The sequence below is a fragment of the Streptomyces sp. Ru73 genome, from assembly GCF_002920575.1.
Taxonomy (GTDB): domain Bacteria; phylum Actinomycetota; class Actinomycetes; order Streptomycetales; family Streptomycetaceae; genus Streptomyces.
Map to the genome: position 1 here is coordinate 1 of NZ_PQSQ01000077.1, position 26,501 is coordinate 26,501.

Consider the following 26,501-nt stretch of genomic DNA (forward strand, 5'->3'; position numbering starts at 1 on the left):
TCGAGGAACCCGGCGATGCCGAGCCGGTAGTTGAGGGTGACCAGGACGACGCCGTCGCGGGCGAAGGCGGACCCGTCGTACAGCGCGGACCGTGTCGAGCCGGCGACGAAGCCGCCGCCGTGGACGAACACCATGACGGGCAGGTCGCCGCCGGCGGTGGCGGGCGTGAAGACGTTGACGGTGAGGTAGTCCTCCCCGCGGCTCCAACCCGTGCCGAAGTAGGGGGTCATGTCCACGCTGCCGAGCTTGCGCTCGGACTGCGGTGCGTTGGGTCCCGGTCTGGTGGCGTCCCGTATGCCGTCCCACGGCTCGTGCGGCTGGGGCGGCGCGAACCGGCCGGCGCCGCGGGGCGGGGCGGCGTAGGGGATGTTGAGGAAAGCGGTGGTGCCGCCCTGGCGCAGGCCGCGGACGGCCCCCTGGGCCGTGGTCACGACGGGTTCGGGGTGGTGGTGCACAGGAGTGCCTCTCTGCGGGCCTCAGCCCTGCTCGGTGTACGGGGCGAAGGGAGCCCAGCCCTTGATGGCGAACGTGCTTCCGTCACGCGCGACTTCGGCGGCGCCGTGGCCGCCCAGGTGCGCGGGGATCACCAGTGCGTTGTTGTCGGCCGCCCAGCCCAGCACCTTGCGACGGGTGGCGCGGGCACCCGCGGGGTCCTCGCAGAAGCAGCTGTTGACGTCCGGTTCGAGGATCTGTACCGGGTTGTGCAGCATGTCGCCGACGAACACCGCGCGGTCCGTCCCGGAGGCGAGGGTCAGTACGCAGGAGCCGGGGGTGTGTCCGGGAGCCGCGTCCAGGCGCAGGCCGGCGTCGATCTGGTGGCTGTTCTCCCACAGCAGCGTCTGGCCGGCCTGGTGCACCGGGGCCACGCTGTCCTCGAAGACGTTCTGGTTGCCGCGGCCGAGCAGCGGCTGGTGGCCGTTCTCGGGATTCCAGAAGTCGAAGTCGTCCTTCGGCATCAGATAGGTGGCATTGGGGAAGGTGGGCACCCACTGCCGCCCGTCCAGATACGTGTTCCAGCCGACGTGATCGATGTGGAGATGCGTGTTGATCACGACGTCCACATCCTCGGGCGCGACGCCGGCGCGCGCGAGATTGGCCAGGAAGTCTGTTTCGAGGCGGTTCCAGACCGGCGCGTACGGGCGGTCCTTGTGGTTGCCCACGCCGGTGTCGACGAGGATGGTCTTGCCCTCGCTGCGCAGCAGCCAGGTCTGGATCGCGGAATTCACGATGCTGGTGTCGGGATCCAGGAAATGCGGGATCAGCCACGGGGCACCGCCTTCCCAGACTTCCTTCGGGCTTTCCGGGAAAAAGGTGTCGGGCGTCATGTCGACGGAGCCGTAATATTCCCGGACCCGGGTGATCGTGACGTTGCCGAGCTTGATCTGTTCCATGGGGGTTCCTGAAGAATTCGGAGGCTTTCCTGGAACCGTACGAGCGCCCCCGGGACACCCGGTATCCGTCACCTGACTGCACCGGTCCGCACGCCCCGGGCGCCGGGCCGGACCGCTTGTAGCCTGGGCGGCGACAAGGCAAGACGGCTCCGCCCGAAGAGCCACCATTCCTGGAGACCCCGTGGACGATCACGCAGGCGGCCCCCGTGCGGTCGCTGGACCGGAGCCGGGCGCGGAAAAGCCGGTCGTCGGCCGGGACGACGAACTGGCACGCCTCTTTCGTACGGTGGACTCGGCGTCGGCTGATCCGGTTCTGATCCTGCTCGGCGACGTGGGCATGGGAAAGAGTGCGCTGTTGGACCGTGCGGTGCGTCGGGCCGAAGCGAGCGGCGCTCGTGTCCTGCGCGCCGAGGGCAGCGAGACGGAGTCAAGCCTTGCCTTCTCCGCCCTGCATCAGCTGCTGCGGCCGGTATCGGCTGAGGTCGACGGGTTGCCGCAGCGGCAGCGCGCGGCGCTGCACGGCGCGTTCGGCGCGGGATCGGCCACGGCGGAAGCCGACCCGATGCTGATCGGGGTTGCTGTCCTGGGCCTGCTCTCCGCCCTGGGGGACCGGGGACCTGTGCTCGTGGTCCTGGACGACGCGCAGTGGTTCGACCGCGCTTCCCTGGACGCACTGTTCTTCGCGGCCCGGCGGCTGGCCGGTGAACCGGTCACGATGCTGATCGCGGCCCGCCTCGGCGATCACCTCCCGGGGTTCGACCGGCACATGCCGACACTTGTCTTGGGGCCGCTCGACAACGCCGCGGCCGGCCGGCTGCTGGACATGCAGCCGCAGCGCCCAACCGGCCGGATGAGGACACAGATCCTCGCCCAGGCCGACGGCAACCCGCTGGCACTGACCGAACTGGCGAAGGCGGCCGGCGCGCACGAGACGGCCGCGGGGCCGCCGCCCACCGGTCCGCTCCCCGTCGCCGATCACCTGGAGCGCATCTTCGCGGATCGACTGAGCGGCCTGCCGGCTCCCACCACGCGCGCCCTGTTGCTGCTGGCCGCCATGGACACCGTCGACTCCGCCATTGCCGTCCCGGCCGTGCTGCCGGACGCCGAGGACGACGCATGGCCGCCCGCCGAGCAGGCCGGGCTGGTCCGGCGAACCGGCCGCGGCCTCCGGTTCAGCCACCCCCTGGTCCGGTCGGCCGTGTATCACGCCGCGTCCGCCGATGCCCGGCGCGCGGCCCACCTCGCACTCGCCGAACTGCTGCGGGGCGAGCCGGACCGGCGAGCCTGGCACCTCGCCGCCGCTGCCACACCCCCGGATGCGGCCGTATCGGCGCAGCTGGAACAGACCGCCGACCGGGCCCGGCGCCGCGGCGGCCACGAGGCAGCGGCCAAGGCCCTGCAACGCGCCGCGGACCTCGCACCGCGCGAGGACAGCGCCCGGCTCCTTGTCGAGGCCGCCGCGCAGGCCGTCCTCACCGGTGACCTCGCCTGGGTCGAGGAGCTTGCCTCCGCGGTACGGGTACGTACCGACGACGCGTCGCTCCTGGCGGGCGCCGCCGCGCAGGTCGGACGACTGGCGGCACTCACCGTGCGCCACACCGTGGTCTTCTCCCGACTGGCCGACGCCGCCGAGGAGTTGGCTCTCACGCAGCCGGCCACCGCGCTGGACCTCCTGGCCGGCGCCGCCGTGGTCCGCTTCTACTGCGGAGAGGACGTCCAACGGCACCGCATCCAGGCCGTCCTGCAGAGCCTTCCCGAGGATGCCTCACATGCGTGGCTGCACACTTGGGTACGGGCCGTGACCGACCCTTTCGGCAACAGGGCCGAACTGCTCCTGCTGCTCCCGCAGGTCGCAGCCGAAGCGCGACGCCACCCCGACCGGCTCACCGCTTTCGCGATCATGGCGTGGCTGCTGGACGAGACCCCGCAAGCCGTCCGCGCCTTCGATCAAGCCTTCGATCACTGGGGCATGCGCGGACCGCTGCCAGAGGGGCTGGGCGGCGCGGCCGCCTGGAGCTACGTGGAACAAGGTAAGTGGGGGAGGGCCCGGGAGGCATGCGCCCGCAGCAGTGCGCTCGGTGCGAGGACCGGCCTCGACCACGCCGTGGCATGTGCGGCCGCCGTGGACGCCACCGTGCTGGCCTACCAGGGCGACGCGAGGGCAGCCCGGGCCCGGGCCGAGGACGCGCTGGCCATGATCGACCCGCTGGAGAGCCGCTCGGTCTCCGTCTATGCCCGTCGTGCACTCGGCGCCGCGGCCCTCTCGGAAGGCGCGCACGAGGCGGCGTACGCCCAACTCCGCAGGGTCTTCACGGCAGATGGCGCACCCGTGCACTACCACGCCTCCTATCCGGCCCTCGCGGATCTGGCCGCCGCTGCCGTGCGCAGCGGTCGGCGTGAGGAGGCCACCGCGATCGTCGAGCGTGCCGCGCGCGCCCTCGCGGCGGGTGCCTCACCCCGCCTGCGCGCGCTGATCAGCCGTGCCCGTGGCCTGCTGGCAGACCCCGAGGACGCCGAGCCGCACTTCCGGGCGGCCCTGGCCGACCCCGTGCTGGAACACTGGCCCTTCGAACGCGCCCAGACCCTGCTGGACCTCGCCGAATGGCTGCGGCGCCGCCGGCGCATCGCAGAGGCGCGCGCCCCGCTCACCGAGGCTCTGGAAACCTTCCGCCGCCTGGGCGCGCGCCCCTGGATCGAGCGCGCCCGAGCCGAATCGCGCGCCGCCGGCCTCGACGTCACAGTCTCCACCCCCGACGTGCTCGCCGAACTCTCCCCGCAACAGCAGCACATCATCCATCTCGCCGCCCGCGGACTGACCAACCGCGAGATCGGCGAGAAGCTCTTCCTCTCCCCGCGCACGGTCAGCTCGCATCTCTACCGCAGCTTCCCCAAGCTGGGCATCACCGCCCGCTCCCAACTGCGCGACCTCATCGAGGACACCCTCGCCGTGACCGACCACCGGGAATGAGGCCACGCCCGGCGACAGAAGCAGTCGGCTGACGCATACTGCGCGGTCTCCCGCCGAACCAGACTGGCCGTGAGGCGAAGGCGGCAGCGAGCCTCTTCACCCGTGAACCCGCTGCCCGCCTGTCTCCGGACGCACATGACCTCGCTTTCGTCGCGGCCGGGCGGGAACGGCCCACCGCGTCGAAGGTACATCGCCCACAGGTACCTCGTGCCGGGGTGCGGCGCGGCGCCTGTAGGCACCTGGGCCGCGACGCGCTGGCCGCTGTCCTTCCACGCATCCGGCGTCTCCTTCTGATGAAGGAGAAAGAGTGAGAGCCTATATCTGTGATCGCTCCGAGGCGGAACTCTTTCTGCGGCGGGGCGGGACTACGCAGCATTTGAGGAAGCCCGTTCCCTTCGCAGGTGACGGAAGTTCCTCGGAGGTGTGCCATGGTGCAAGCCCTGCTTCCCACCGATCTGTCACGGATCCGGGCCGGCCTCGCGCAGAGGTTGCAGGCAGCTCGGCAGGCCCGGTGGCGGTGGGAGGACGCGCAACTCGCCGCTGAACTGGCCCGCACACGCTGCGACGTCCTCGCCTGCACCGATACCGAAGGCATGCGACGGTACCCGCATCTGAGCTTCCTGGACCCCTACTTCCTTGCCGGCGCCACACCCTCAGCCCTGGTAAGCGCCTTGCTGGTCCAGGGACTGCAGTACACCGGCGCTCACGCGGGCAACGTGCAGCTGTACGAACCAAACACCGGGGTCCTGCACATCGCCGCACAGGCCGGCTTCGACCAGCCCTTCCTCACCTTCTTCGCCCACGTCGGCACAAGCGGCTCGGCCTGCGCCGAAGCCGCCAGCCGCGGGAGAGAAGTCATCGTGCCCGACATCCGCCGCAGTTCCTTGTTCGACGACGCCAGTCGACAGGCCATGCTCGACGCCCACTGCCTCACTGTTCGCTCCCACTCCCTCCTTGGCCCCGCCAACGAGTGCCTGGGCGTCTTCTCCCTGCATCACCCCCGCAGCAACGGGCTGCACGACGTCGACGTCCAGCTCCTGACGACCCTCGTCCGGGCTGCCGGCCGCGCGCTGGCCCACCACACCGCCACCCCTGCCCTCGTGGGATGGGAAGACGCCGACAGCAACGGCGCACGCACCGAGGAAGAGCGCACCAGGCTCGACGGAATGCCCATCGAGGACCCCGGCAACGACCAGGACCAAGGCGGCGACGATGAGTGAGGCCGACGACGCACGCTTCGGCCGGCGCCTGCTGCAGCGCACCTACCAGCCCGGACGCATACGCGCCCTCACCCTCACCCCCGGCCCCCACCGGCGGCACGCCCCCGCTCGGCATCGCCGCCATGTGGCTGGTCATCTGTCTGGCCAACGCCATGGCCGGCTTCCTGCTCGGCCGCAAGCTGCCGCTGGTCATCGCCGCACCGCTGGCTCTGGTCCTCAGCTTCGTCCTCACCGCCTACCCCGCAACCCTCGAACCGCTGTGGCTGCGTCACATGGTCTCCGGCGGCCTCGACGGCTGCTGCTCCCTGAGCGAGACCATAAGCTGGCGTGCGGTGGCCAGCACCACCGTCCTCGCGGCGGCCGTCATTCTCGCCGCCGCTCTGGCCCTGACCGCCACGGCCAAGCGAGCGGTGCGCCTCGGCACCACCGGCCTGCTGGTAGTCGGACTGCTGGGCAGCGGTGCCCTTGCCTACGGCCTGCCTGCCACACCGTCCAACCCCCGCTCCACCGCCGCCCTGACCTGCAACGGCACTAATCCCCAGGTATGCGTCTGGCCTGAACTGAGCAGTCACCTGCCCACCATCCAGCGCGTGGCCGCCGACGCCCGACAGCGCCTGCAGCACGCCGGACTTGACGTGCCAGCAAAGCTCACCATGGCCGAAACTCCCGGCAACGGCGCCGAGTACATCGGTCACTGGGCCCTGCCCACTGCCGACACTGTTCGCATCGGCATCGCCTCCGGGCTGCTGCCCCTGAACCCGCCGGCCTGCGCTGACCGGGGTGACTTCCCCGGTGACGTGGCCTTCGGCCCTCTGACTGCCTGGCTGTCCCTGACCGCCGGTGCGAGCAAGGGTGAGGTCGCCGGCCGCTACGGCCAGCAGGAGACCGCCCTCGCTGCCCGCGTCCGCACCGCGCCCGCGGCGCAGCAGCGTGCCTGGTTCCAGCGCAACGAGCCCGCGCTGCACGACTGCAGCACCAAGCCTCAGCTGAAGCTGGCCGGCCAGGCTGCGGGAGGCGCGCAGTGATCTGGTGGCTGAAGGCCAGGGCCGTACCGCAGGTACTGGCCACCATGTGTGCCACCCTGGCGCTAGCTGCCCTGGCCCACGGCGAAGCTATTCCGGTGCCGACCATCATCGGGCCCTCCGGCTCGCTTCTCTTCGGCCAGATCCTCGGCCTGCTGCCCACTGTGGTCCTGCTCTGGGGCATCGAGCGGGGCGATGCCATGGCCGAAGAGGTCGCCGTTCGGCCCGCACGCCCGCGCACCCTGGCCTTGTGCCTGGCCTATGTCGTCGTTCTCGCCGCGCTGGCGACCGTGGTGCATGCCCTCTTCGACCGGCCGGATGTCCTGTCCATGGCGCGCAACAGCATCGGGTCCCTCGGCGCAGCCCTGATTCTGCGGGCCCTGGTCGGACCCGGCATCGCCGCCATCGCCATCGCCGCCCTTCCGCTGCTGTGTGCGGCCGCCGGGCGCCGTCCCGGCGGCTCGGCCCAGCCGTGGGCCTGGCCGATCCATCCGGCCCACTCCGCCCTGGCGCTGGCTGAAGCCGGCTTCCTGCTCCTGGTCGGCTGCCTCCTGCTGCTCTGGAGGCGCAGGCCGGCAGCGAACCTGCTGGCCCTCGGAACCTGAAGCCCGCACGAGCCACGGCTCAACCCAAGAGGGCCCCGCGCTGACAGACCGGCGCGGGGCCTTCTCATCGTTGCTGGCCGTCCGGAGCACGCCGAACGTCGGCGTAGAGGCGCACCCGTACGCCGTCCTCGTCGGGGGTGCGGTACAGCGCCGAGGGGCCGCTGGACCACCACAGCGGGCCAACGGTCTGCGCGGCGGCCGCGGCCGCCGGTTCGTCCGCGGCAGTCACCTCTATGGCGACGAAACCCGGCCCGGTCAAGTGTGGGGAGAGCGACTTCATGGCCCGTCAGTCGCCGCCGCAGCGCCGCGCAGTTCGCCGAACGGGCGGCCATCACCCGGTCGTGGCAGCCATCGCCGCGGGCCTGCCGGACGCGCTGGTGAGGTCGGCGGCCGGCTGGCAGCTGGGGCAGGTGCCGTAACGCGGATCGGCGAGCAGCGCGCGGGCCTGGTCGGTGGTCGCGGTGGCGGTGTCCTGTGGGTACGACCAGCAGGTGACGCGGTGGATCTCCCACTGCGGACCGCGACCGCGCACCCGGCCCGGATGTGCGGCCACCGGCCAGCGATCGGGCTGCGCCGGTGCGGCCGCGTGGTCCTGGTCCTCGTTCTGCTCCCTCTGGCGCCGGGTGATCTCGGCGTCGATGGCGGCCAGCTCCTCGGCCAGCTGCGCCCGCAGTTCGTGCAGCTCGCCGAGTGGCAGCGGCAGCCGCTCGCCGCTCACGGCCTACGCCGCGTCGGTGTCGGCCGGGGCGTCGTGGACGTGCTTGAGCGCACTGCGGGCGGCGACGACATCGGGGCCGGACAAGGTCGACCAGTACGGATGCGTGCCCACCTGGATGGACAGCTCGACCAGACGCTGCCGCAGCTTCTCTTCCTGCTCCCGCTGCTCGGGCGTGTATCCGGGGGAGTCCTCGCGCCGGGAGGGATAGAAGTGCCCGTCCGGGCGCTCCCACCCGGGCAGGGGATCCGCCGACTACGGCAAGGTCCGGCATAGTGCCTCGTACTCGGCACGCACCTGGTGCAGCTCCTGCTGGGCAGCACGGCCGTCGCGGCGCGACGGCCATCTCGGCACCGTGCGTAGCTGTTGCAATTTGCGATCACTGTTGCATGTGAGGCCCAGGTGACGAGTGGGTCTACTGCGGGGTATGAAGGTGCACGCGCCGCGCGGTGACCAGCGCGCGCGGGTGTTCTGCTCGCCGTTCAGCCAGCGCGCCGGAGAAGCGGACTCGGCCGGCAGCGGGAGGCCGGCCATGAAGTGGGCGATGTCGGCGTAGTAGGCGTAGTAGTCCCGGCGGGTCAGCTCGCGCAGGCGGCGGATGCTGGTACGGATGCCTTCCTGGTCGTCGCGGATGGCGTGGTGGAAGGCGAGGGCGAGTTCGAGCTTGGCCTGAGCGATGGCAAGCTCGGAGATGCCGATCTCGGCCGCAAGGGCCTGATGCCGGTCGACGAGGCCGGTGTCGGTGCCGGCGTCGTGAAGGAGTTCGGCGATGCGGACGTCCAAGGTCGCGCGCGCAGGTCGACCGGGGCGAGCAGCTGCTCGGCCAGCTCGATCTCGTCATCGGCGATGTCGGGGTCGGCGAAAGCGGGGGTGAAGGCCCGCATGGCCTGGGACATGGCCGCCTCGCCCTTCTTTCCGTGCTCTTCGCCCTCCAGCCGGGCGGCCTGGAAGGCGGCTGCCCCGCCGGCGATGTCGCCCTGGACCCACCTGACGTCCCCGTCACGCGGTGGTGGCGGCCTTCCCAGCCCAGGTGTGCCGCGGCATCCAGGGCGGTGGGGAAGTCGCCGGCGAGTCGGGCCAAGTGCGCGAGCCCGCGGCGAGCATTGGGCGTAAGGCGCCCACCGCCTGCGACGACGTGCTGCATGCCGCGGCGGGAGTCCTCGGTGCGCCCGAGGTCCCGCTGGGCCTTGGCCAGGTAGTAGACCGCCATGTCGTGCAGGTCGGGCGGCAGCAGGCCGGAGTCGGTGAGGCGGGTGAGGCGCTCGGCGGTACGGGCACGGTTCTCGCGCTGGCGGCGGGCGAGCGTGCTGAGGATCTCCACCAGCGCATCGGCAGTCGTCTGCAGTCCCGTCCGGCGCAGTGCAACCCGGCCCGCCACATCAAGGGCGACGGCCACGACGCCGTCCTGGAAGGGGAGTAAGCCGTGGGGGAGATCGAGGACGTCCTGGAGCGCGCCGACCGCGAGGCCTTCACCCGGGAACCGCCGAAGACGCCGCTGGCGCAGATCCGTCTCCTGGTGCGCGCGGAGAAGGGCTCCAGGCGGGCCGTGGCGGCCCGCCTGGGCGTCTCCCAGCGCACGGTGGAGCGCTACCTGGCCGGGCAGCGCAAGACGCCGCAGAAGCGTCTCGCCGAAGCGTTGCGCCGCGAGGTACCGAAGGTGTGGCAGCCGCGGGTCCGGCAGCGCCGCCGCAAGCAGGCCGCCACCACCGCCGGCATCACCATCGAAACCCGCGCCCGCTTCGGCTACACCGCGCCCATCGGCACCACCGACGACGGCCGGGTCCGCCGGCTGACCGTCCACCTCCCGCCGGCCTGCGCCGCCCGCCTCTTCGACGCCCAGCAGCACGGCGCCGGCGACCAGCAGATGCGCTCCATCGTCGCCGAAGGCTTGCAGGAAATCTATTTCAAGGACGGCGGCCGCCGCGCCGATGACCTCGAAGTCGAGTTCACCGACATCGACTGCATCGACGTTTCCTTCTGAGTGGCCTCTCGCACAAGGAGAGCGAAAACCGTATCTGAGCCGGAGCACGGTAGTTGTCACCAGGGCAGGCTGGTTGTCACCAGCACGGATGGACAAGGGTTTCGCTTGTTGGCGGCGTTCTCATCGCTCCTGCCACCGTCGGCGGAATGTTCGCTGGGACCGTCGGTGCCGGCTCTGGGTGCGCGGCGTGCCGCGTGGCTTCAGTGCACCAGGAGATCGACGGCGACCTTCAGGCGTTCGAGGTAGATCTCCCGCGACTGGGTCTGGTGCTTGAGGCCGATCGATGTGCTGATCATCGTCTGCGCTACGCGGGCGGCCCTCTTCTGGCCTGAGTCGACGGCGATGGCGTCCGTGATCAGCTCCTCGAATCGCCGTGGAGCGGTCTGTGTGATCTGTCCGAGGAGGTCGGGGTTGTCCTCGACAACCGTGGCGACATCGCGGGCCAGCGGGCCGACGTAGCGGCCTGTCCACCGGTCGAAGGCATCGAGGAGACGTTGCGGGAGCGGGCGGTCGACATCGGCCAGGACCTTCTCGACCGCCGCGATGTCGCGTTCCAAGGCCTGGGTGACCGCGGCGCGGAACAGGGCTTCCTTCGAGGAGAAGAGGAAGTAGAGCCCTGGGCGGGAGATGTGTGCCGCCCGCGCCACTTCCTCCATGGAGGTCTTGCGGTAGCCGAATCGAGCGAACGTGGCCAGGGCGGAGTCCAAGACCGTGGTCCGACGGTCGGTCTCGGTGGTCGGCGATGCCAGGGGGCCGGCCTCGGGGCTGCTCATGGGGCGAGCATAGGAGCAGGAGTCTAGCTATACAAATCCAGTCTGATTTGTATAGCCTCGGTGTATGACGGCTCGCGTACCTCTTTCCACGTCCTTCACCGCCTCCAGCACGGCGGATGAGGTGATGCGGGGTGTTGACCTCGCCGGCGTCCGCGCGATTGTGACGGGAGCCTCCTCCGGGATCGGAATCGAGACGGCTCGCGCGTTGACCGCAGCCGGGGCACAAGTGACGCTTGCCGTGCGGAACACGGCTGCGGGTGATGCCGTCGCAGGATCGATCGAGAGCTCGACCGGAGGGATTCGCCCCCAAGTCGTCCGTCTGGACCTCGCCGACCAAGGCACCGTCACGTCGTTCGTCTCCGCGTGGAGCGGCCCACTTCACCTGCTGGTCAACAACTCGGGCGTAGTCACCGGTGGCCTTGAACGAACGCGCGAGGGCTGGGAGTTGCAGTTCGCAACGAACCATCTGGGTCACCTCGCACTCGCCATCGGGCTGCACCGCGCCTTGGCCCTCGGAGCCTCCGAGCGCAACGGGGCACGGATCGTCGCGGTCAGTTCGACGGCGCACATGCGTTCCGGCATCGACTTCGACGACCTCCACTTCGAGCGGCGCAGCTATGACCCTCAGATCGCCTACGCTCAGTCGAAGACGGCGAACTCCCTGTTCGCCGTCGAGGCGACCCGCCGATGGGCGTCAGACGGCATCGTCGCCAACGCGGTGAACCCCGGCGGCGTCGCGACGGGTCTGCAGCGGAACTTCACCGCGCAACAGAAGCAGTCACTCGATGCAGCCGAGGCCGCTGGAGTCTTCACGTACAAAACGGTCCAGCAGGGAGCCGCCACCACCATGGTCGCGGCCGTCGCCCCGCAGTTCGCCCACTCCGGAGGCCACTACCTCGATGACTCGCAGGAGGCCTACACCGTGCCGAACGACGCCGACCTCGCGCAACACCCGCACGGCGTCAAGCAATGGGCACTCGATCCCGCTGTCGCCGAGCGCCTCTGGGTGGTCTCGACCGACCTGCTCCGCACCTGACTTCCCGGCGCCACGGCACCCCGCGCCGGCTTCCCAGGCAGCGACGAGCCGACCACCCCGGATTCCGCGGAAACCAGGCGCACTCCGGCGTCGAGCATTCCCACTCCACCTGGCAACCCCGCAGCTCACCACAAGATCCACGGACAGACTCAACGCGGCGAGACAGCGGGCTGGTGTCGGCTCAGGCGACAGGCAGAGCGCCGGGACCGGTGACGCCTACCCCGCCTTGCGCACTGCGGGTGACAGGCAGCGCGCCGATCCGGTGACAACCAGCGTGCTTTGCCCGATCGAAGCCGCAGGCCCGCCTGGAGATCTCCATGGACGAGGCATTCGCCCGGCTGCGCGCCCACGCCCGCTCCCGCCAGCAAAAACTCACCGCGTTGTCGGCGCAGATCATTCAGGGTCACCTTCCCGCCGAACTCGTACCGGAGTGATCAGCCCTCCTCAGCAATCAATGGCCAAAGCTCACGCCATCAACAGTTCAGGAACGGGTTCTCAGGCGCAGGCGGCCGGTGATGATGTCGCTGGCCACCTCGTGCAGCGGGCGGTCATGGGCCCAGGCGTGGCAGCGCAGGCGCAGCAGGGCCTGGTTCAGGGGGGAGGCCCTGTTGTACGGAGAGAATGCCGTCCCTCAGCAAGAGCCGGCTCAGTCAACTCCGGTGCGCCGTCCGCGTGGGCGTGAGACTCTTTTGGTGACGCAGAGGGAGGACGCCGTGGCTCAGTGGGCGTGGGCCAGGTCCGGTGCGCGGAATGAGACGACCGGATTCATCGGCCGAGCGGTGGAGCTGGAGGCCGTCCGCCAGGCGGTGATGCAGGCTCGCGTCGTCACGCTCACCGGCCTCGGTGGTGTCGGCAAGACCCGGGTCGCGGTGCGGGCCGCCCACCAGCTGGCGGTCGACTTCCCCGACGGGGTGAGCATCGCCGAACTGAGCGGTCTGCGGGACGCCGAGTTCCTGCCCAACACGGTGGCGTCCGCCGTCGGCCTGCGCGAGATCGCGGCGCAGGAGCCGATGGACCAGCTGATCGACCACTTTGCGGACAAGCGTGCGCTGCTGGTGCTGGACACCTGTGAGCACCTGGTGGACGCGATGGCCGTGTTCGTCGACATCCTCCTGCACAACTCCTCCGGGCTGGTGCTCCTACTGACCAGCAGGCAACCCCTGGCGCTGCCCGGCGAATTCGTCCTGCCGATCCCGCCGATGCCCGAGCCGGACGGGGACGCGAGTGAGCACGACAACGACGCACTTGCGCTGTTCGTCGCCCGGGCCCAGGCCGCCCTGCCGTCCTTCGCACTGGGCGAGGAGAACAGAGCCGAGGTCATCGCGCTCTGCCGCCGCCTGGACGGCATCCCACTGGCTATCGAGCTCGCCGCCGTACGACTGAGGAGCATGCCGCTGGAGCAGATCCTGGGCCGCCTCGACGACCGGTTCCGGCTCCTGGTCGGCGTACGGTCCGCCCAGACCCGCCACCACACGCTGCGCACCACGATCGAGTGGAGCCACGAGCTGTGCTCGGCGCCGGAGCAGGAGCTCTGGGCACGCCTTTCGGTGTTCGCCGGAGGCTTCACCCTGGCGGCCGTCGAGCAAGTCTGCGCCGACGGCAAGCTGGCCGACTGGGACGTGCTCGACCTGCTCGGTGCCCTGGTGGACAAGTCGGTGGTGCAGCGCGTCGAAGGCGTCGCCGAGTGCCGCTACCGGCTGCTGGATACGATCCGCGAGTACGGAGCCGAGCGGCTGGAGCACGGCGGCCGCACCGAGGAGTACGCGCGACGGCACCGCGACTTCTTCCTGCGCATGGCCCAGCGGGCGGGCGAGGAATGGATGGGCGACCAGCAGGTCGAGTGGGGGAACCGGCTGGCCGCCGACTTCGACAACTTCCGCGTCGCCATGGACTTCGCCGTCGCACACCCGGGGGACGAGGCCGCGCTCCGGCTGGTGAACGGCCTGTGGGGACTGTGGCTGGGCAAGAGCAGGCTGACCGAGGCCCGGCGCTGGATCGACAAGGCCCTGGCGGCCGAGCCGGAGCCGACCCTCGAGCAGGGCATCGCCCTGTATTACGGCTCCTACTACGGGCTGCTGCAGTCCGACCGGGACGTGCGGAAATTGATCCGGCGCTGCCGGGCCGTGGCCGAGTCCGTGAACGACGACCTCCTGCGTGCTCGCGCCTCGGCGGTGGAGACGTTCGAGATGCTCATGTGGACCCGGGACGTCTCGCGCACCATGGCTTCGTACGAGGAGTCGCGACAGCTGCTCAGAGCGTCGGACGACCTGTTCCCTCTGGTGGCCGGCTACATCCAGACCGCGGTGTTCCACGCCGCCCACGGCGATCCGTCGAGGGCGTTGCGGGAGGCGGAGGAGTGCCTGCGGGAGCTGGCGCACATCCCCCACGAGTGGTGGGTGCGCAACTACATGATGATCGCGCAGGTACTCGCACTGTGGGCCGTCGGCGAACCGGACGAAAGCCGCGAGCTGGGGTGCAGGGTGCTGCCCTCCGCCCTCGAGCAGGGCGAGACGATGAGCCTTGCCGCCACGATGGAGTTCCTGTCCTGGGTGGCCTGCGGCAACGGCGAGCACGAGCTCGCCGCGACGCTGCTGGGCGGCGCCACCACACTCTGGCATCAGGTCGGCACCGCGCTGTGGGGAGTACGGGCCCTCCAAGCCCTGCACACCGACGCCGAGAACACCCTGATGCTCAGTCTGGGCGCCGAGCGCTTCACGCAGGTGTACACGCACGGGGCGGCAATCCCCGTGCCGGAGCTGGTCGACATCGCCTGTGGGCGCGTGCACGGCGACGAGCAGGCGCAGGCCCCGGGCACGGACGACGGCAGTCTCCCCGGCCCCCTCACTCCACGCGAGCGTGAGGTCGCCGGCCTGGTCACCGAAGGGCTCACCAACCGCCAGATCGCCGAACGCCTCGTCATCTCCAAGCGGACCGCTGATGCCCACGTCGACCACATCCTCACCAAGCTGGGCATCACCTCCCGCACCCAGGTAGCCGCGGCGATCGACGACGGGAAGCCGGAAGAGGCGTAACTCAGCCGAGAGCCGGCTCTTCCAGCCGGCGCCGCCGCGACCGCTGGCATGCACCGGCCAGCACGGGCAGCACCTACTGCGCCTTGGCGCGCCGCACGACGCCTGAAGCGGCCCGCTCGCCCAGCCCGGGCGGGACCACGAGCGCGGCTGAGGTAACCGGCCTTCTCCAGGTTGATGATGAACATGTGGACGGTGCGTTCGGTGATCTGGCACCGGAAGGCGATGTCGCGAATCCGCAGCGTCGGTTCGCCAGTGATGGGCCCGAGCACGCGGGCGTGAGGGTGAGGCATGAGTCGGGCCACATCGCTCATGCGCTGCTGGCCGTGTCCGTGCCCCGGTTCAGCTCCTCAGGGTGGCGCTGGGCGGGAGGCCGTAGGCGCTTTTGTACAGGGCGGAGAAGCGGCCCGGATGTGTGAAGCCCCAGCGCATCGCGATAGCGGTGACCGTCGCGCCTTCGTGGGGAGCAGCAGCCTTGAGGTCGGTGTGGGCGTGGGCGAGCCGCACGCTGCGCAGGTAGCCGAGGGGGGTGGTGCCGGCGTGCCGGCGGAAGGCGTACTGCAGGGCGCGGGGGGTGACCGGTATGGAGGCGGCGATGTCGGCGAGGGAGATGTCGCGGTGGGCGTTGCCCTCGATAAAGGTGATCGCGCGGCGCAGGGTGCTGGGGCTGCCGTCGCGGCTGTCGGCGCGAGCGGTATCGGTGGTGGCGGTGTTCGGGAGCGCGGCGAGCGCGCTGGCGGCCAGAAGCCGGGTGGCGTTCGCGATGGCCAGCGGCGCTGTGTGCGCCGCAGGGTCGGCCAGGACGTCATCGCGCAGGAACGCGATGGTGGCCTGCAGCTGCCTCTTGGCATGTGCTGTCGCCGGCCGCTGTCCGGTCAGCCTTACCGGGCCGGAGCGGTGGGCCGCGCTGGTGGCGGCGACCTGGGAGAGCAGTGCGGGGTCGAACAGGGCGAGGGTGAGGCGGGCGGCACGGGTTGTGCCGTTGTAGGGGCGGTCCGGCTCCATCAGCAGAAAGGTGTCTCCGGGAACGAAGGCTTCTTCTCGGCGGCCGCTGCGGACGGCGATCCTGCCCTCGTGCAGATCGACCAGGCAGACCTTGCCCGGGCCCTCGGAGGAGTAGGCAGTGTCGTAGTTGCCGACGCACCTGTCCACGCTCAGCTGGCCTGCCGTGGTCTGGATGATTTGGGTGCGGGGTTTTCGGGCGCTGCTGCTGAAGCGGAGCCGTGTGTAGGCGGCGGCCAGGAACGCTTCGGTTTCCTCCAGGCTGTCGCTGTCAAAGCGCCGCGTCATCATTCCGGTCTCCGCCAGCCGCTCAGAATCTTGAGGTCCGGCAGGCCCCGGCGGCAGCCTGGCATTGGCCGGTCTCATTGCGGAGCATTTTACTCGGCACTGCCCGGCAAGCCGGGCAGTGCCCAAGGATGGCATCCACCGGGGGGGCGGTCGTTGGCCCAGCGGCGGCGCGATCGTGAACAGGGCCAGAGCTGCCCGCGGAGCAGGCACCGCTGACCTGGCTTCTTCCGCGGGCAGCAGGGTCTGGGCCGTCCGCGGAAGAGGCCTCGTGGTGTTCCAGGCCCACAGACTGGCTGCCCGCCGGGCGCCGGGCAGCACGCGCGACGAAACGCGGATTGGCCGCGAAACGAACACCTACGCTGCCGCTGTGTCTGGGGGAGGCGGGGTTGAACACCAGCGCGGAGCGGCGCCGCAGAGGAAGAGGTCGTGCCACTCCACGGCGGTGCCGCTCAGGCTGAGCCGGCGACGCGGGCGGGCCGGTCGGGAGCTTTGCTCTTGTTAGGTTGAAAGGGGCATGCGCTACGTCGATTCCTGGGGCCGGTATGCGAAGCGGCAGGACTGCTGTCCCGACCAGGGGTACAGGCGGATGCCCGGGCGCCTCGGTGGCTGTTGCAGCAGCCACCGAGGCACACCGATGCCCTGGGCATCCGTGAAAGGGGGGCCTTCCGGAGGCGGGCGAACCCGGTCCGGTCAGAAGAACCACTGCACGGGTTCGTGCCCGCGCTCGGTGATGTCGCTGAACTTGCCGCCCAGGAAGCCCAGCGGTTCACCGTCGCGTTCGCACACATCGAGCACCTCGCCGAGGACGACGATGTGGTCGCCGGCCTCGAAGTGCCGCTCCACCGTGCATTCCAGGTGCGCGAAGGCGTCCGGGATGACGGGGACGTGGTGACGACCTTGGACGACGTCGAGTCCTGCGAAGTGGTCGGCGCCGCGCTTGGCGAAGCGCATCGCGAGGTGTTCCTGGCGGGCGGACAGGATGTTGACCGCGAACCGGCCCGATGAGGTGACGGCCTCGGTGGTGCGCGCACCGGTGGTCAGACACACCAGGAGCAGGGGCGGTTCCAGGGAGACGGAGGTCAGTGAGTTGACGGTCATGCCGTGCGGCACGCCGTCCGCACTGGTGGTGACCACCGCGACTCCGGTGGCGAAGCGGCCCATCGTGCGGCGCATCGTCATGGGGTCCACGGCGGCGACCGTGGAGGGGGAGGTAGCCATGGAGGACTCCAGGGGTTGGTTCAGGTGCGGTAGCGGACCTCGAAGGTCACGACGCCCTCGTCGGTGCGCCAGGGGCCGTGCGGCATGCCCGGCGGGCGGCAGGCGTACTCGCCGGCGCTGAAGGTCTTGCCCAGCGTGAGGTCGTAGAAGGATCCCTCCAATATGTAGACCTCCTCCCAGAAGTCGTGCTTCTGGACGCCCATCGGGGTGGAGTCGGCGCCCGGCTCGTAGCGCAGGATGCGGGTGGCGACGCCACTGTCCGGGTCCTTGGCGAGGATCCGCTCGGTGATCTTCGGGTCGTCTCCGGGGCAGACCGTGTAGGGGACCTCGGTGACCGGGAAGAACTCGTACTCGGGTTTGCTCATGGTGGGTGCTCCTGGTGTTCGGGTCAGGCGGGGGTGGGTTCGAGGCCGTAGCTGGACAGGAAGGTGTCGACGTCGGCGAGCGGCCCTTCGAAGCCGTAGTTGCGGAAGGCGTAGCCCTTCACGACGAACGGGGCGCCGGCGTAGAAGAGCTCGTACTGGTGGTGACGGCCGGCGAACTCGCTGCCCACCGCGTCCCAGGCCAGCTTGAAGAGCTTCACCCGCTCCTCGGCCTCGGCGTTCGGGCTGTGCACGTAGCGGTCGATGTCCGCCCGCGTCTCGGGGTTGGTCATGTCGGCGATGCTGGAGGGAACCTGCAGGACGCCGCCGCCGACCAGGTCGCGCAGGACGGCGAGGACCCTGGGATACAGCTCGGCCTGCAGCCCCATCGCGCCGTACACCGCCCGGGCGCCGGGGCGCCACAGACCCTGCTCGTCGGGACCGGCCGTGTACTCGGCGGCGAGGACGGCGGACTCCACGAGCGAGGCCAGGCTGGCCAGCTCACCGAGCTTCTCGACCACGCCGGGGAACTTGTCCACGCCGTTGACCGCGGCGACCTTGCGGGCGAGCCCGGCAAGGAACTGCAGCTTCACCGCGAAGCGGGTCTGCGCCTGCCAGTTGCCGAGCACATGGGCGCCGGTGTCGAAGAACTGCCGCCGCAGGCCCGCCACGTCGCGGTAGACGAACAGCCGCTCCCAGGGGATGAAGACGTCGTCGAAGACGAGGAGCGCGTCGGTCTCATCGAAGCGGGTGGTCAGCGGGTAGTCGTAGGCGCTGCTCGCGGCGGGCGCGTACGGCCGGCGGCAGTACAGCTTCAGGCCTTCGGCACCCACCGGCACGGCGAAGCTCAGCGCGAAGTCGGAGTCCTCGGGGCCGAGCGGCTTGATGCACGACACGAAGATCTCATCGGCGACCGCGCCGCCGGTGGCCAGCATCTGGGCACCGCGGACCACGATGCCGTCGGCCCGTTCCTCGGCGACACCGACCTGAACCAGCTCGCCGTCCCAGGCGTGCGCGGTGGTGGCGCGGGAGACCTGCGGCGGGATGATCGCGTAGGAGAGGTAGAGGTCCTCCTCCACGATGCGCTTGTGGTAAGCGGTGATGTTCGCGGCGAAGTCGTGCTCGCCGGACCCGCCGGCGAAGGCCTCGGGGTGCGCGGCGAACGCGGCGAAGAACGCGCCCACGTGGTCGGGGCTGCGCCCCACCCAGCCGTGTGTCCGGCGGGCCCAGGTGGTGGCGGCCTCGCGGAAGGCGGTGAGGTCCTCGCGGCTGCGGGGCGTGGTGAACAGGCGGTTGACGGCGGCGCCGGTTTCCGGGTGGGGCCGCGTCATGCCGGACGCGGGATCGGCGGCAGTGTCGAACAGGCCCGCTATCGTCCGGGCTATGGGCGCGAACGCCGGATGGTGGGCGACATCCTCCACGGGTTCGCCGTCCACATAAACGCGGCGTGTGTCCTTGAGCGAGGCAAGGTAGTCGGATCCGCTGCGCATCACATGCTCCTCAGCTTGGTTTCGTATGCGTGGGTCAAAGTGGTGCCGTCGGGGAGGCTCAGGCTCAGGCGCCAGGAACTGCCGTGCACGAACTCCCCGGTGAGCAGGGGGAATGTGCCGCAGAACAGCACCAGGTCGCCGGTGACATCACCGAGTACGGCGTTCATCCGCTCCAGCAGTTCGGCGGGGTGACGCAGCGCGGCGACGCTGCCTTCCTGGTAGGCCCGGCCATCGACTGCGGATTGGGCGGCCAGGCGGTCCCAGTCCAGGGCGGACACCTCGGGGCCGATCTCCACGACCGTGCCGCCGACGGGCTTGGGACAGGCGGCCTTGGATGCGGCGATGTCGGTGCGTTCCAGTTCCCGGTCGGTGTGGTCGGAGCCGACGGCCAGGAAGTGGCGCCCGCCGTGGCGGATGATCACCGGCTCCACCTCACCGGAGGTCGAGGGACCGGCCACCTCGACCACAGCGTTGCTGGTGAGCAGCCGGGGGTCGAGGTCGTAGAAGGCGGGCACGGACGTGGGGGGCGGCACGCCGATCGCGGCCAGCTCGGCGATGTGGTGGGCCACGGATGCCTGATCCCGCGCGGTGTATCCGGCAACGATCAGCCGGTCGGGGGAGAGAAGCAGTTCCTCTCCGGAGCCGGCGACCTCCAGGGCCGGCGGGGTGTGGGGAGCAGTCACGATCACTTCCTCATCGGTTGGTGTGATGCACGGGGCGGGGCATCGGCCAGTTGCGGTCGGCGAGTACCGGGAACTCGGCGCGCACGGTGTCGACCACGGCCGGGTCGACATCGCAGAAGGTGAGGCCTTCGGCAGCGCCGGCCTCGGCGAGGACGGTGCCCCAGGCATCCACGACCCGGCTGTGGCCGCCGAGTTCGACGCCGCCGTCCTGGACGCCGACCGCGTTGCAGGCGATCAGCACCACCTGCTCCTCGACGGCGCGGCAGGTGGTGAACAGGCGCCAGTGCTCGCGCCGGGCGGCGGGCCAGGCGGCGGGTACGACGACGGTCTTGGCGCCGCGGTCGACCAGCCCGCGCCACAGTTCGGGGAAGCGCAGGTCGTAGCAGGTGGTGGCACCCAGCGGGCCGAGCTCGGTGTCGGCGACGTCGAGGGCGTCGCCCGGGGTGAGGAGCTCGGCCTCCCGCGAGGCGTACCCGAAGACGTGCACCTTGCGGTAGGTGTGCGCGATCTGCCCGTCCGGGGCGATCAGTACGGCCGTGTTGTACAGGTGGCCGTGCTCGTCGCCTTCCACGATGCTGCCGAGGTGGACGTGCGCGTTGAGCTCCTGGGCCCAGCCGCGTGCGGCCTCCACGGTCGGGCCGCGCAGAGTTTCCGCCCGGTCGGCGTAGGAGTCGAAGGCGAAGTAGCCGGCGGCCCACAGCTCGGGAAGGACGACCAGGTCCGCGCCGCGGGCCTCTGCGACCATACGGCCGACACGCTCGCGGCGCGGGCCCGGAGCCTCCTCGGGCGGGCTGGCGATCTGCAGCAGGGCAATCCTCACGGGTACTCCTTCGCCGCCGGTCCGCCGGGTCGGCCGGGGAAGTCGGAGATGCTGAGGGCGGCCAGGGTGCTGGAGAGGTGGTCCGCGACGGCCTGTCCCGCGGCCTCCGGGTCACCCGCGCGCACTGCCTCGACGATGGCGCGGTGCTCCGCGAGGGCGGTGCTTGCCCGGTTCTCGGTGCGGACCACCGCACGCAGTCCCATCCGGATCTGCCGGTCCCGCAGGGATTCGTAGAAGCCGGCGAGGACCGGGTTGCCGGCGTGCTCCACGATCGTGCGGTGGAAGAACCGGTCGCAGTCGATGAAGGCCACCGGGTCGTCGAGCAGCGCCTCCTGCTCCAGGACGAGCTGCTCCAGCGTGTCGGCGAACTCGGGCCCGAGCGAGACGACCTGGCGGATGCACCAGTCACCGACCAGCGCCCGGGCCTGCATCACCGCCCGCACCTCGGCGTCGGAGATCGGCGGTACGAAGGCGCCCTTCTTCGGCACGATCTGCACGAAGCCCTCGGTCTCCAGCCGAAGCAGGGCCTCCCGAACGGGGGTGCGGGACGTCCCGGTTGCTGAGGCGATCTCGGACTCGGTGAGGAAGACGCCGTCGTGTCTGGGGAGCTGGGCGATGTGCCGCTTCAGCCAGTCATAGGCCACGTCCTGGGCGGAGCCCCGACGCGAGCTCAAGCCTTGTGCGCTGCTCATGAGCGACATGTATACAACCTGTCTACAGGCTGCACAAGACCTGTATACCGCGAGAGTTGACGAGGTGTGCAAGTCCTCGGCCGTCCCGGCCGGGGTAGCGCCGGCAGGTGTGCAGACGCCTGTGAGCTGGGGTTATTCGGCTGTCGCCGTGCGCGCCAGAAGGCGCCGGCAGTGGGTCAGAAATCCTGCGAGCGTCAGGTCGAAGGCCCGGTCCGCAAGGGCCTGGCCGACAGCCGCCTGGGCCGCGGCAAGGTGCGGCGCCTCGGTCTCCTCAACCACCCACATCGCCTCGGGGGCAGACATGTCCAGGGCCGAGCCGAGGACGATGTTGTCCAGGCCGGTGATGACCGCCAGGACGTCCCCGGGCGCGAAGCCTGCGCCCAGGAGCAATCCGGCGACCCGCTCGTACTGCGTGATCACCCGTGGCGCGCGCACCGGGGAGGTCATCAGCACGGCGATCGCCCGCGGATGGGCGGCGAAGGCCGCGCGGTAGGAGCGGGCCCAGGAGTCCAGGGCCGCGTCCCAGGGACGCCCCTCGAGCGTACGGGGGTCGAGCGCCTCGGTCACCTGCTCCCGCAGCAGCTCCACTACCCCGGCCCGGCCGTCCACATGGTGGTACACCGAGGCGGTCTGCACGCCGAGGCTACGGGCGATCTCGTGGAGGGTGAAGTCACCCTTCTCGTCGACCAGTTCCAGTGCCGCCCGGCCGATGCGCGACCGGTCAAGAAGGGCCTTCCGGGGCCGCCCCATGTGCGTTCTCCTGTCGCGCGGTCTTCCCTGTCGGTACGGCGAGCGCTTACAGTACCTAAACCGATTAGGTTTAGGTTTTCGCGGTCTCGCCGACGTCGTCCCACCCCTCGTACGTGCCGGGCCCGCCCACACCCTCTCCGCCGTCGCAGAAGGGCCGAGCGTCATGGCCGTAGAGTCCGCATCCCGCGAAAGGGCACCGGAAGTCCTCGCACCGCAGCGCGGCCATGCAGCCGAGAGCAGCTTCTTCCCGGCCTGCGCGGAGTTGGCCCCAGCGGCGCCGGCACCGCGTTCTTCATCGTCCCTGCCACCGCACCGCTGACCGTCATGGCGTCGCGCGGGCGGCGCGGCTTGTGTCGCCCCATGAATACCTCGCAGAGTCGGCCCGGGCATGGGCCGGACGGTCCGCGGAACCCTCAACCGGCAGCGAGACGGCCGGGGTACGGCAAAGGCTCGCTGTTCACCCGTCCAGAGCAGGGCGGCGACCCGGCGGCCCCACGCGACCGCCGGACCCGCTCCTCACAGCCCGAGGTAGGCGCGCACCAGCGCCTCGAAGGAGACGTCGAGCCAGGCTTTACCCACGGATCAGGCACTTACGGCCAGGGGGTGTCGTCGAAGTCGAACCCGTCATGGAGCAGGGCGCGAGAGGTCTCCAGAAGGGACCGATCGTGGCGGAAGGCGTGCATGCGCAGCCGCAGCCAGGCTTGGTCCAGGGAGATGCCGTGGCGCAGAGCGAGGACACCGGACGCCTGGTGGGCCTCGACAAAGGGCAGGTGGTTCTCGGCCGTGAGCCAGGCGGTCAGGCGCAGCACAGTGTGCGCGGCGGCGTCGGCGAGGAGGCGAGCGCCGTTCAGCTGCTGGGAGGTCATACCTCCAGGTGCTCGGCGGTGGCCGCTGAAAGCTCCGAGCCTGGTGTTGCCGATGTTTATGGGAAAGGCGAAGAGGGCCTCCACGCCGAGGCTTTGGAGGGGCGGCGTGAGGCCGGTCCAGAGGGAGGACGCCGCGGCGAGGTCCGGAACGAGAACCGTGATGCCGTGCTGGGCGGCGTCCACACTGGGGCCCTGCCCGTACACGAGCTGCAGGTCCTCCAGTGGCACGGTCAGCGGGCCATGGGTCCGCACCGGCTCAGGCGTGCCCGCATCGTAGGCGAGCAGCAGTGCCAGGCCGTCCAGGCCCAGGGCCCGGGCGCACTCCCGCAGTGGCAGAAGGCCGGCGGCCAGCTTGTCCAGGCAAGCAGCCAGTGCCGGATCTTCAACTCGGTCCCGTTCTACCACTGCGCCCGCTCCCTTGCCTGGGTCGCCAGGCGACGGCGACTGCCTTGATGGAGCTGTTGCCGCTGAGCCGCGGCAACAGGGGGAAGAGCTTGGTGGCTTGCGGCTTGGAGTCCAGGGTGGGCTGGAGGAAGGTGTGGCACTCCGTCAGCGCGCCGGTGTACTGCAGTGAACATTTCCCCTTGTTGGCCGACGGCCGGCCGCCCTAGGTGATGCGGTCCGTCCGCGTGCCGCAGGGCGCTCACAGTGTGAGACGCCCGTGGGGGCGGAGGGATCCGACAAGGCGCACGGCCCTCGCGGACGCGGCGGGAGCCGACGGCAGTCACGGTCCGGATGTCATCCTTTGGCCACGACCGCCCGAACCCGGTAGCGGTGGTAGTACGCATGAGCCTGCCCCTCTCAGTTCATCGCCCGACCGCCGTGGCGTTCAAGCGAATCTACTTGAGAGAAAGCGCTTACATATCACTTAATTTGTTAACTGACAGTTTCTATAAGAGGTGATGGGCGCTTCTTTGCCGTTGCGGACGCCAGAGAGATCGGGCCGCCAGGTACTGCCCGGCAAGCTGCGGGCGGGTGGCGGAAGTACCGCCTGCGGGAGTCCACCGTGGCCATCGTCGGGGCCGTCACCGGCTCCCTGCACCGCCCCGGCACGCTGCTGCTCGGTCGCCTGGATGCGGCCGGCCGTCTGCGCTACGTCGGCCGCACTACGCAGCTGGCCGCCGGCCTCGCCCGGGACCTGGCCGCCCAGCTGACCCAGGCCGGGCCAGAGCACCCGTGGACCGGCCCGCACCTTCAGCGCCAGCTGGCACGCGAACGACGTCCTCGACGTCGACCTCGGTGTCCCCGAGCTGGTCGCCGAGGTCGACGCCGACGTCACGCTGGACGGGGCTGGTCGGTGAAGCAGACGTGCCGGTGTGCCCCCACCGTCCGCCGCGAATCACCTCCGTCTGTCAGCGCCTCCGCAGTCACATGACGGCTTGGCGACACCTCAGCATGGCCGTGCCGACGCGGGCATGGCAGCGACGAGGCCAAAGGCACGGCTACCGCTCCCGTGGTGATCGCCGAGAAGGTTGCCGCCGGGCAGACCGCCGCGGTGGGCCTGTGCTACCGCCTGGTCGACGGCAGCGTCCAGCTCGTCGCCTCGCGCGGCCTCGACGCGGAGGCCTCCGCCGCGTCCTGACCGTCCCGGCCGTGGCTGCTCAGCGGGGCGTGCCACGGTGCCCACGTCCACCCCAAGCCGAGGGCGGCGAACTGGTCGAGCTTGTCCTCGGTGAGCTTGGTGCGCCAGCTCTTGATGTTCGCTATCTGGGTCGCAATGCCCCAAGAACCTGGTGATGCTCGGGAGCCAGCTGCGGCTCCTCCAGCGCGTCGGCCGGCAAACGCGCGCTCAGTGGTAGCACGAGCGTCTGCGCGAAACAGAACCGACGGCAGCCAGCGCGTACGAACCTAGCAAGGGGCCTTCGGCGTACCCGCTGCTTGGTGCCGTACGTGGGATGTGAGAGCGGTTATGGCTCGGCGTGGAGAGTACCCGGTTTCGCTGACAGGAGATGTCTGCGGCTTCTGACAACGCTTCGGAGCTTGCGATGGGAGCATCCAATTGCCTTGCGTGGTGGGGGCGAGGGCGCCGCCGCGAAGTCCATGGGCGATCTGTATGCGGCGGTACGCCGTGTTGCCCGCTCGGGCATGCCGCGCCGGGCGCTGATGGGCGAGTACGCGGTCGAAGACAGTCAGGCAGACATGGGGAGAGCGATGAGGGTCGTGTTCGTGCATGGGGCGTGCGTGCGGGACGGGGCGTGGTGGTGGCACCGCACTGCCGGGCTGCTGCAGGAGCGAGGGGTGCTGAGCGTGACCCCGGCGTTGCCGAGCTGCGGCGAGGCGGACCTATCCCCAGGCGCCGGCGGTCCGGGGCTGTCCGAGGACGTCGCGGCGGTACGGCAGGTGCTGCTGGACAGCGACGAGCCAACCGTTGTCGTCGCCCACAGCTACGGTGGCATCGTCACCGCGGAAGCCGCCGCGGGCGTGGGGTCGGTACGCCACCTGTTGATGATCTCCAGCTACCTGCCCGAGGCGGGGCAGAGTCTGGCGGACTTCGGGGACGGCAGCCCCGCCCCGTTCCTCGACGTCGACCCCGACGCCGGCACCTTCGGGGTGCGCCCCGAGCTGCTTGTGAGCACCTTCCTGCAGGACTGCACCCCCCAGATCCAGGCGCAGGCAGCGGACCACCTCGCCCGGCAGAGCGTGCAGGTGACCAGGCAGCCGGTCGGGGCGGCCGCATGGCAGCAGGTGCCCTCGACGTACCTCATCTGCGCCCAGGACCGGGGCACCCCGCCGCACCTGCAGCGCGAGTTCGCCCGCCGGGCTGGCAGCGTCGTCGAACTCGACGCCGGCCACCACCCGTTCCTGTCCCGGCCTGCCGCGGTCCGGGACCTGCTGCTGAGCCTGTGACGACAGCCGCAGACGAGCTGGGCCGGCGCCTCCAAGGCACACGGTCGGCGGTGACAGGCTTGAGGCGTCTACGGGTCGGCAAGGGCGTTTGCTGAGGTGAGTTGCCGTGGGTGCGCGGGACGGCCGCCGTGGGCGCGAGGTGAGCGGCCGCCCAAGTCCTCTCCTCGCACGGGAGTCCTCCGCGGCACGGGATGTGGGCGAATCCCGTCTCGAACACCGGGAGGATCGCGGGTGGAGCTGTATCGGGCGGCGATGCGGCTCGAAACAGCCTGTGGAGGGCGCGTCGGCTCGGGCTGGGAGCCTTGTGGAGCGCGGAGGCTGCCGGTGCTGTCACGGCCTGCTGACCCGCGGTTCCAGGACCAGGACAGAGCGGGCGCTTGGATGATCGGAACTGGGGTTGACGCCAGAGCCGCCGGCCCGTCCGCGCTGCGAGGGGGGCCGAAGAGCGGTAGCGGCGCCCACTGGCCGAGGGGGCGCCCGACGGTCAGCCCGTTTGTGCGGTGAGGGACTGCGCGGGGGGGATGCCGTACAGGGGCGTAGGCGATGCCGGCGTCGGGGGCGGTGTCGTCTCCGGCCCGGAGGCGGCCTTGCAGGCGTCGTCGCCGATGAGACGGCGGGCCGGGTCTCGCACGCGGTGCGGGCGGCGGTGAGTTCGGGTGAGCCCGTCTGGGACGCGCCGAGGGTGTGCCAGGCCTGTTCGGCGATGCCGAGGAGCCGGGCGGCGTGCGCGGCGCGGCCGACGG

General features: G+C 70.5%; 25 protein-coding genes. 10 read left to right on the forward strand and 15 right to left on the reverse strand.

The genetic code is table 11. The annotated features are described in order from the left end of the window. Together C3486_RS26830 and C3486_RS26835 are read right to left on the reverse strand one after the other, a co-directional pair. On the reverse strand, positions 1–455 hold a 455-nt coding region (locus tag C3486_RS26830; RefSeq protein ID WP_146075069.1), incomplete at its 3' end, for a carboxylesterase family protein. 21 nt (positions 456–476) lie between these two features. After that, a complete protein-coding gene (locus C3486_RS26835; RefSeq protein WP_103835342.1) occupies positions 477–1,391 on the reverse strand; it encodes an MBL fold metallo-hydrolase in 915 nt (304 codons plus the stop codon). A gap of 181 nt (positions 1,392–1,572) precedes the next feature. Here C3486_RS26835 and C3486_RS26840 point away from each other — a divergent pair, with 181 nt between their 5' ends. The 4 genes from C3486_RS26840 to C3486_RS26855 all read left to right on the forward strand — a co-directional run bounded on the left by C3486_RS26840 (position 1,573) and on the right by C3486_RS26855 (position 7,206). After that, positions 1,573–4,359, forward strand: a complete 2,787-nt coding sequence (locus tag C3486_RS26840; RefSeq protein ID WP_103835343.1) for a LuxR family transcriptional regulator — start codon at positions 1,573–1,575, stop codon at positions 4,357–4,359. Between the two features lie 428 nt (positions 4,360–4,787). Further along, complete coding sequence (locus tag C3486_RS26845; RefSeq protein WP_103835344.1) at positions 4,788–5,579, forward strand: GAF domain-containing protein; 792 nt, start codon at positions 4,788–4,790, stop codon at positions 5,577–5,579. Positions 5,580–5,701: 122 nt separating this feature from the next. Beyond that, the gene (locus C3486_RS26850) at positions 5,702–6,604 is read left to right on the forward strand and encodes a hypothetical protein (RefSeq protein ID WP_103835345.1); all 903 of its coding nucleotides are present in this window, start codon (positions 5,702–5,704) and stop codon (positions 6,602–6,604) included. Then, entirely contained in the window at positions 6,601–7,206 is a 606-nt protein-coding gene (locus tag C3486_RS26855; RefSeq protein ID WP_103835346.1) for a hypothetical protein, read from the forward strand. Before C3486_RS26850 ends, C3486_RS26855 begins: the two co-directional genes overlap by 4 nt. Positions 7,207–7,270: 64 nt before the next feature. Here the strand turns inward: C3486_RS26855 and C3486_RS26860 are convergent, their stop codons facing one another. The 3 genes from C3486_RS26860 to C3486_RS38260 form a co-directional block, all read right to left on the reverse strand. After that, positions 7,271–7,486: a DUF6207 family protein gene (locus tag C3486_RS26860; protein ID WP_103835347.1), complete on the reverse strand. Its 216-nt coding sequence runs from the start codon at positions 7,484–7,486 to the stop codon at positions 7,271–7,273. Positions 7,487–7,537: 51 nt separating this feature from the next. After that, a complete protein-coding gene (locus C3486_RS26865) occupies positions 7,538–7,924 on the reverse strand; it encodes a DUF6233 domain-containing protein (protein WP_103835348.1) in 387 nt (128 codons plus the stop codon). 252 nt (positions 7,925–8,176) lie between these two features. Further along, entirely contained in the window at positions 8,177–8,704 is a 528-nt protein-coding gene (locus C3486_RS38260) for a hypothetical protein (RefSeq protein ID WP_258053014.1), read from the reverse strand. A gap of 223 nt (positions 8,705–8,927) precedes the next feature. Between C3486_RS38260 and C3486_RS26875 the strand changes: the two genes are divergently transcribed. Both C3486_RS26875 and C3486_RS26880 read left to right on the forward strand, forming a co-directional pair. Continuing rightward, complete coding sequence (locus C3486_RS26875; protein WP_103835349.1) at positions 8,928–9,341, forward strand: hypothetical protein; 414 nt, start codon at positions 8,928–8,930, stop codon at positions 9,339–9,341. Between the two features lie 3 nt (positions 9,342–9,344). Then, a complete protein-coding gene (locus C3486_RS26880; RefSeq protein ID WP_103835350.1) occupies positions 9,345–9,902 on the forward strand; it encodes a helix-turn-helix transcriptional regulator in 558 nt (185 codons plus the stop codon). Positions 9,903–10,102: 200 nt separating this feature from the next. Here the strand turns inward: C3486_RS26880 and C3486_RS26885 are convergent, their stop codons facing one another. After that, positions 10,103–10,675: a TetR/AcrR family transcriptional regulator gene (locus C3486_RS26885; RefSeq protein WP_103835351.1), complete on the reverse strand. Its 573-nt coding sequence runs from the start codon at positions 10,673–10,675 to the stop codon at positions 10,103–10,105. A gap of 64 nt (positions 10,676–10,739) precedes the next feature. On the opposite strand from C3486_RS26885, the gene C3486_RS26890 reads away from it, so the two are divergent. Then, positions 10,740–11,711: an SDR family NAD(P)-dependent oxidoreductase gene (locus C3486_RS26890; RefSeq protein WP_103835352.1), complete on the forward strand. Its 972-nt coding sequence runs from the start codon at positions 10,740–10,742 to the stop codon at positions 11,709–11,711. Positions 11,712–12,424: 713 nt separating this feature from the next. Continuing rightward, complete coding sequence (locus C3486_RS26895) at positions 12,425–14,743, forward strand: LuxR C-terminal-related transcriptional regulator (protein ID WP_258053015.1); 2,319 nt, start codon at positions 12,425–12,427, stop codon at positions 14,741–14,743. A 339-nt stretch (positions 14,744–15,082) separates the two neighbouring features. Here C3486_RS26895 and C3486_RS26900 read toward each other — a convergent pair whose 3' ends face one another. From C3486_RS26900 to C3486_RS26940, 9 genes are all read right to left on the reverse strand, one after another. Continuing rightward, positions 15,083–16,033, reverse strand: a complete 951-nt coding sequence (locus tag C3486_RS26900) for a helix-turn-helix transcriptional regulator (RefSeq protein ID WP_103835354.1) — start codon at positions 16,031–16,033, stop codon at positions 15,083–15,085. A 687-nt stretch (positions 16,034–16,720) separates the two neighbouring features. Then, a complete protein-coding gene (locus C3486_RS26905) occupies positions 16,721–17,248 on the reverse strand; it encodes a flavin reductase family protein (protein WP_103835355.1) in 528 nt (175 codons plus the stop codon). 20 nt (positions 17,249–17,268) lie between these two features. Continuing rightward, positions 17,269–17,613: a cupin domain-containing protein gene (locus C3486_RS26910; RefSeq protein ID WP_103835356.1), complete on the reverse strand. Its 345-nt coding sequence runs from the start codon at positions 17,611–17,613 to the stop codon at positions 17,269–17,271. A 23-nt stretch (positions 17,614–17,636) separates the two neighbouring features. Then, positions 17,637–19,100, reverse strand: a complete 1,464-nt coding sequence (locus C3486_RS26915; RefSeq protein WP_103835357.1) for a 4-hydroxyphenylacetate 3-hydroxylase family protein — start codon at positions 19,098–19,100, stop codon at positions 17,637–17,639. After that, complete coding sequence (locus C3486_RS26920) at positions 19,100–19,783, reverse strand: DUF2848 domain-containing protein (RefSeq protein ID WP_258053016.1); 684 nt, start codon at positions 19,781–19,783, stop codon at positions 19,100–19,102. Before C3486_RS26920 ends, C3486_RS26915 begins: the two co-directional genes overlap by 1 nt. A gap of 10 nt (positions 19,784–19,793) precedes the next feature. Then, positions 19,794–20,603 carry a carbon-nitrogen family hydrolase gene (locus tag C3486_RS26925; RefSeq protein WP_103835359.1) on the reverse strand — a complete coding sequence of 270 codons (810 nt, stop codon included), beginning with the start codon at positions 20,601–20,603 and terminating at the stop codon, positions 19,794–19,796. Next, entirely contained in the window at positions 20,600–21,277 is a 678-nt protein-coding gene (locus C3486_RS26930) for a GntR family transcriptional regulator (protein ID WP_219822251.1), read from the reverse strand. Before C3486_RS26930 ends, C3486_RS26925 begins: the two co-directional genes overlap by 4 nt. Before the next feature lie 150 nt (positions 21,278–21,427). Next, positions 21,428–22,045, reverse strand: coding sequence for a TetR/AcrR family transcriptional regulator (locus C3486_RS26935; protein ID WP_103835360.1), 618 nt, complete (start codon positions 22,043–22,045; stop codon positions 21,428–21,430). A 590-nt stretch (positions 22,046–22,635) separates the two neighbouring features. Further along, positions 22,636–23,316, reverse strand: coding sequence for an ANTAR domain-containing protein (locus C3486_RS26940; RefSeq protein ID WP_103835361.1), 681 nt, complete (start codon positions 23,314–23,316; stop codon positions 22,636–22,638). 1,051 nt (positions 23,317–24,367) lie between these two features. Between C3486_RS26940 and C3486_RS26945 the strand changes: the two genes are divergently transcribed. Continuing rightward, positions 24,368–24,493: a hypothetical protein gene (locus tag C3486_RS26945; protein ID WP_308461270.1), complete on the forward strand. Its 126-nt coding sequence runs from the start codon at positions 24,368–24,370 to the stop codon at positions 24,491–24,493. A 569-nt stretch (positions 24,494–25,062) separates the two neighbouring features. After that, entirely contained in the window at positions 25,063–25,758 is a 696-nt protein-coding gene (locus C3486_RS26950) for an alpha/beta hydrolase (RefSeq protein WP_103835372.1), read from the forward strand. Positions 25,759–26,501 lie beyond the last annotated feature (743 nt).

Excerpts from the sequence above, each read along its gene's own strand:
- C3486_RS26835 (WP_103835342.1), bottom strand. The coding sequence starts at position 1,391 with ATGGAACAGATCAAGCTCGGCAACGTCACGATCACCCGGGTCCGGGAA.
- C3486_RS26845 (WP_103835344.1), top strand. The coding sequence starts at position 4,788 with ATGGTGCAAGCCCTGCTTCCCACCGATCTGTCACGGATCCGGGCCGGC.
- C3486_RS26850 (WP_103835345.1), top strand. The coding sequence starts at position 5,702 with ATGTGGCTGGTCATCTGTCTGGCCAACGCCATGGCCGGCTTCCTGCTC.
- C3486_RS26860 (WP_103835347.1), bottom strand. The coding sequence starts at position 7,486 with ATGAAGTCGCTCTCCCCACACTTGACCGGGCCGGGTTTCGTCGCCATA.
- C3486_RS26885 (WP_103835351.1), bottom strand. The coding sequence starts at position 10,675 with ATGAGCAGCCCCGAGGCCGGCCCCCTGGCATCGCCGACCACCGAGACC.
- C3486_RS26890 (WP_103835352.1), top strand. The coding sequence starts at position 10,740 with ATGACGGCTCGCGTACCTCTTTCCACGTCCTTCACCGCCTCCAGCACG.
- C3486_RS26900 (WP_103835354.1), bottom strand. The coding sequence starts at position 16,033 with ATGATGACGCGGCGCTTTGACAGCGACAGCCTGGAGGAAACCGAAGCG.
- C3486_RS26905 (WP_103835355.1), bottom strand. The coding sequence starts at position 17,248 with ATGGCTACCTCCCCCTCCACGGTCGCCGCCGTGGACCCCATGACGATG.
- C3486_RS26910 (WP_103835356.1), bottom strand. The coding sequence starts at position 17,613 with ATGAGCAAACCCGAGTACGAGTTCTTCCCGGTCACCGAGGTCCCCTAC.
- C3486_RS26915 (WP_103835357.1), bottom strand. The coding sequence starts at position 19,100 with ATGCGCAGCGGATCCGACTACCTTGCCTCGCTCAAGGACACACGCCGC.
- C3486_RS26935 (WP_103835360.1), bottom strand. The coding sequence starts at position 22,045 with ATGGGGCGGCCCCGGAAGGCCCTTCTTGACCGGTCGCGCATCGGCCGG.
- C3486_RS26950 (WP_103835372.1), top strand. The coding sequence starts at position 25,063 with ATGAGGGTCGTGTTCGTGCATGGGGCGTGCGTGCGGGACGGGGCGTGG.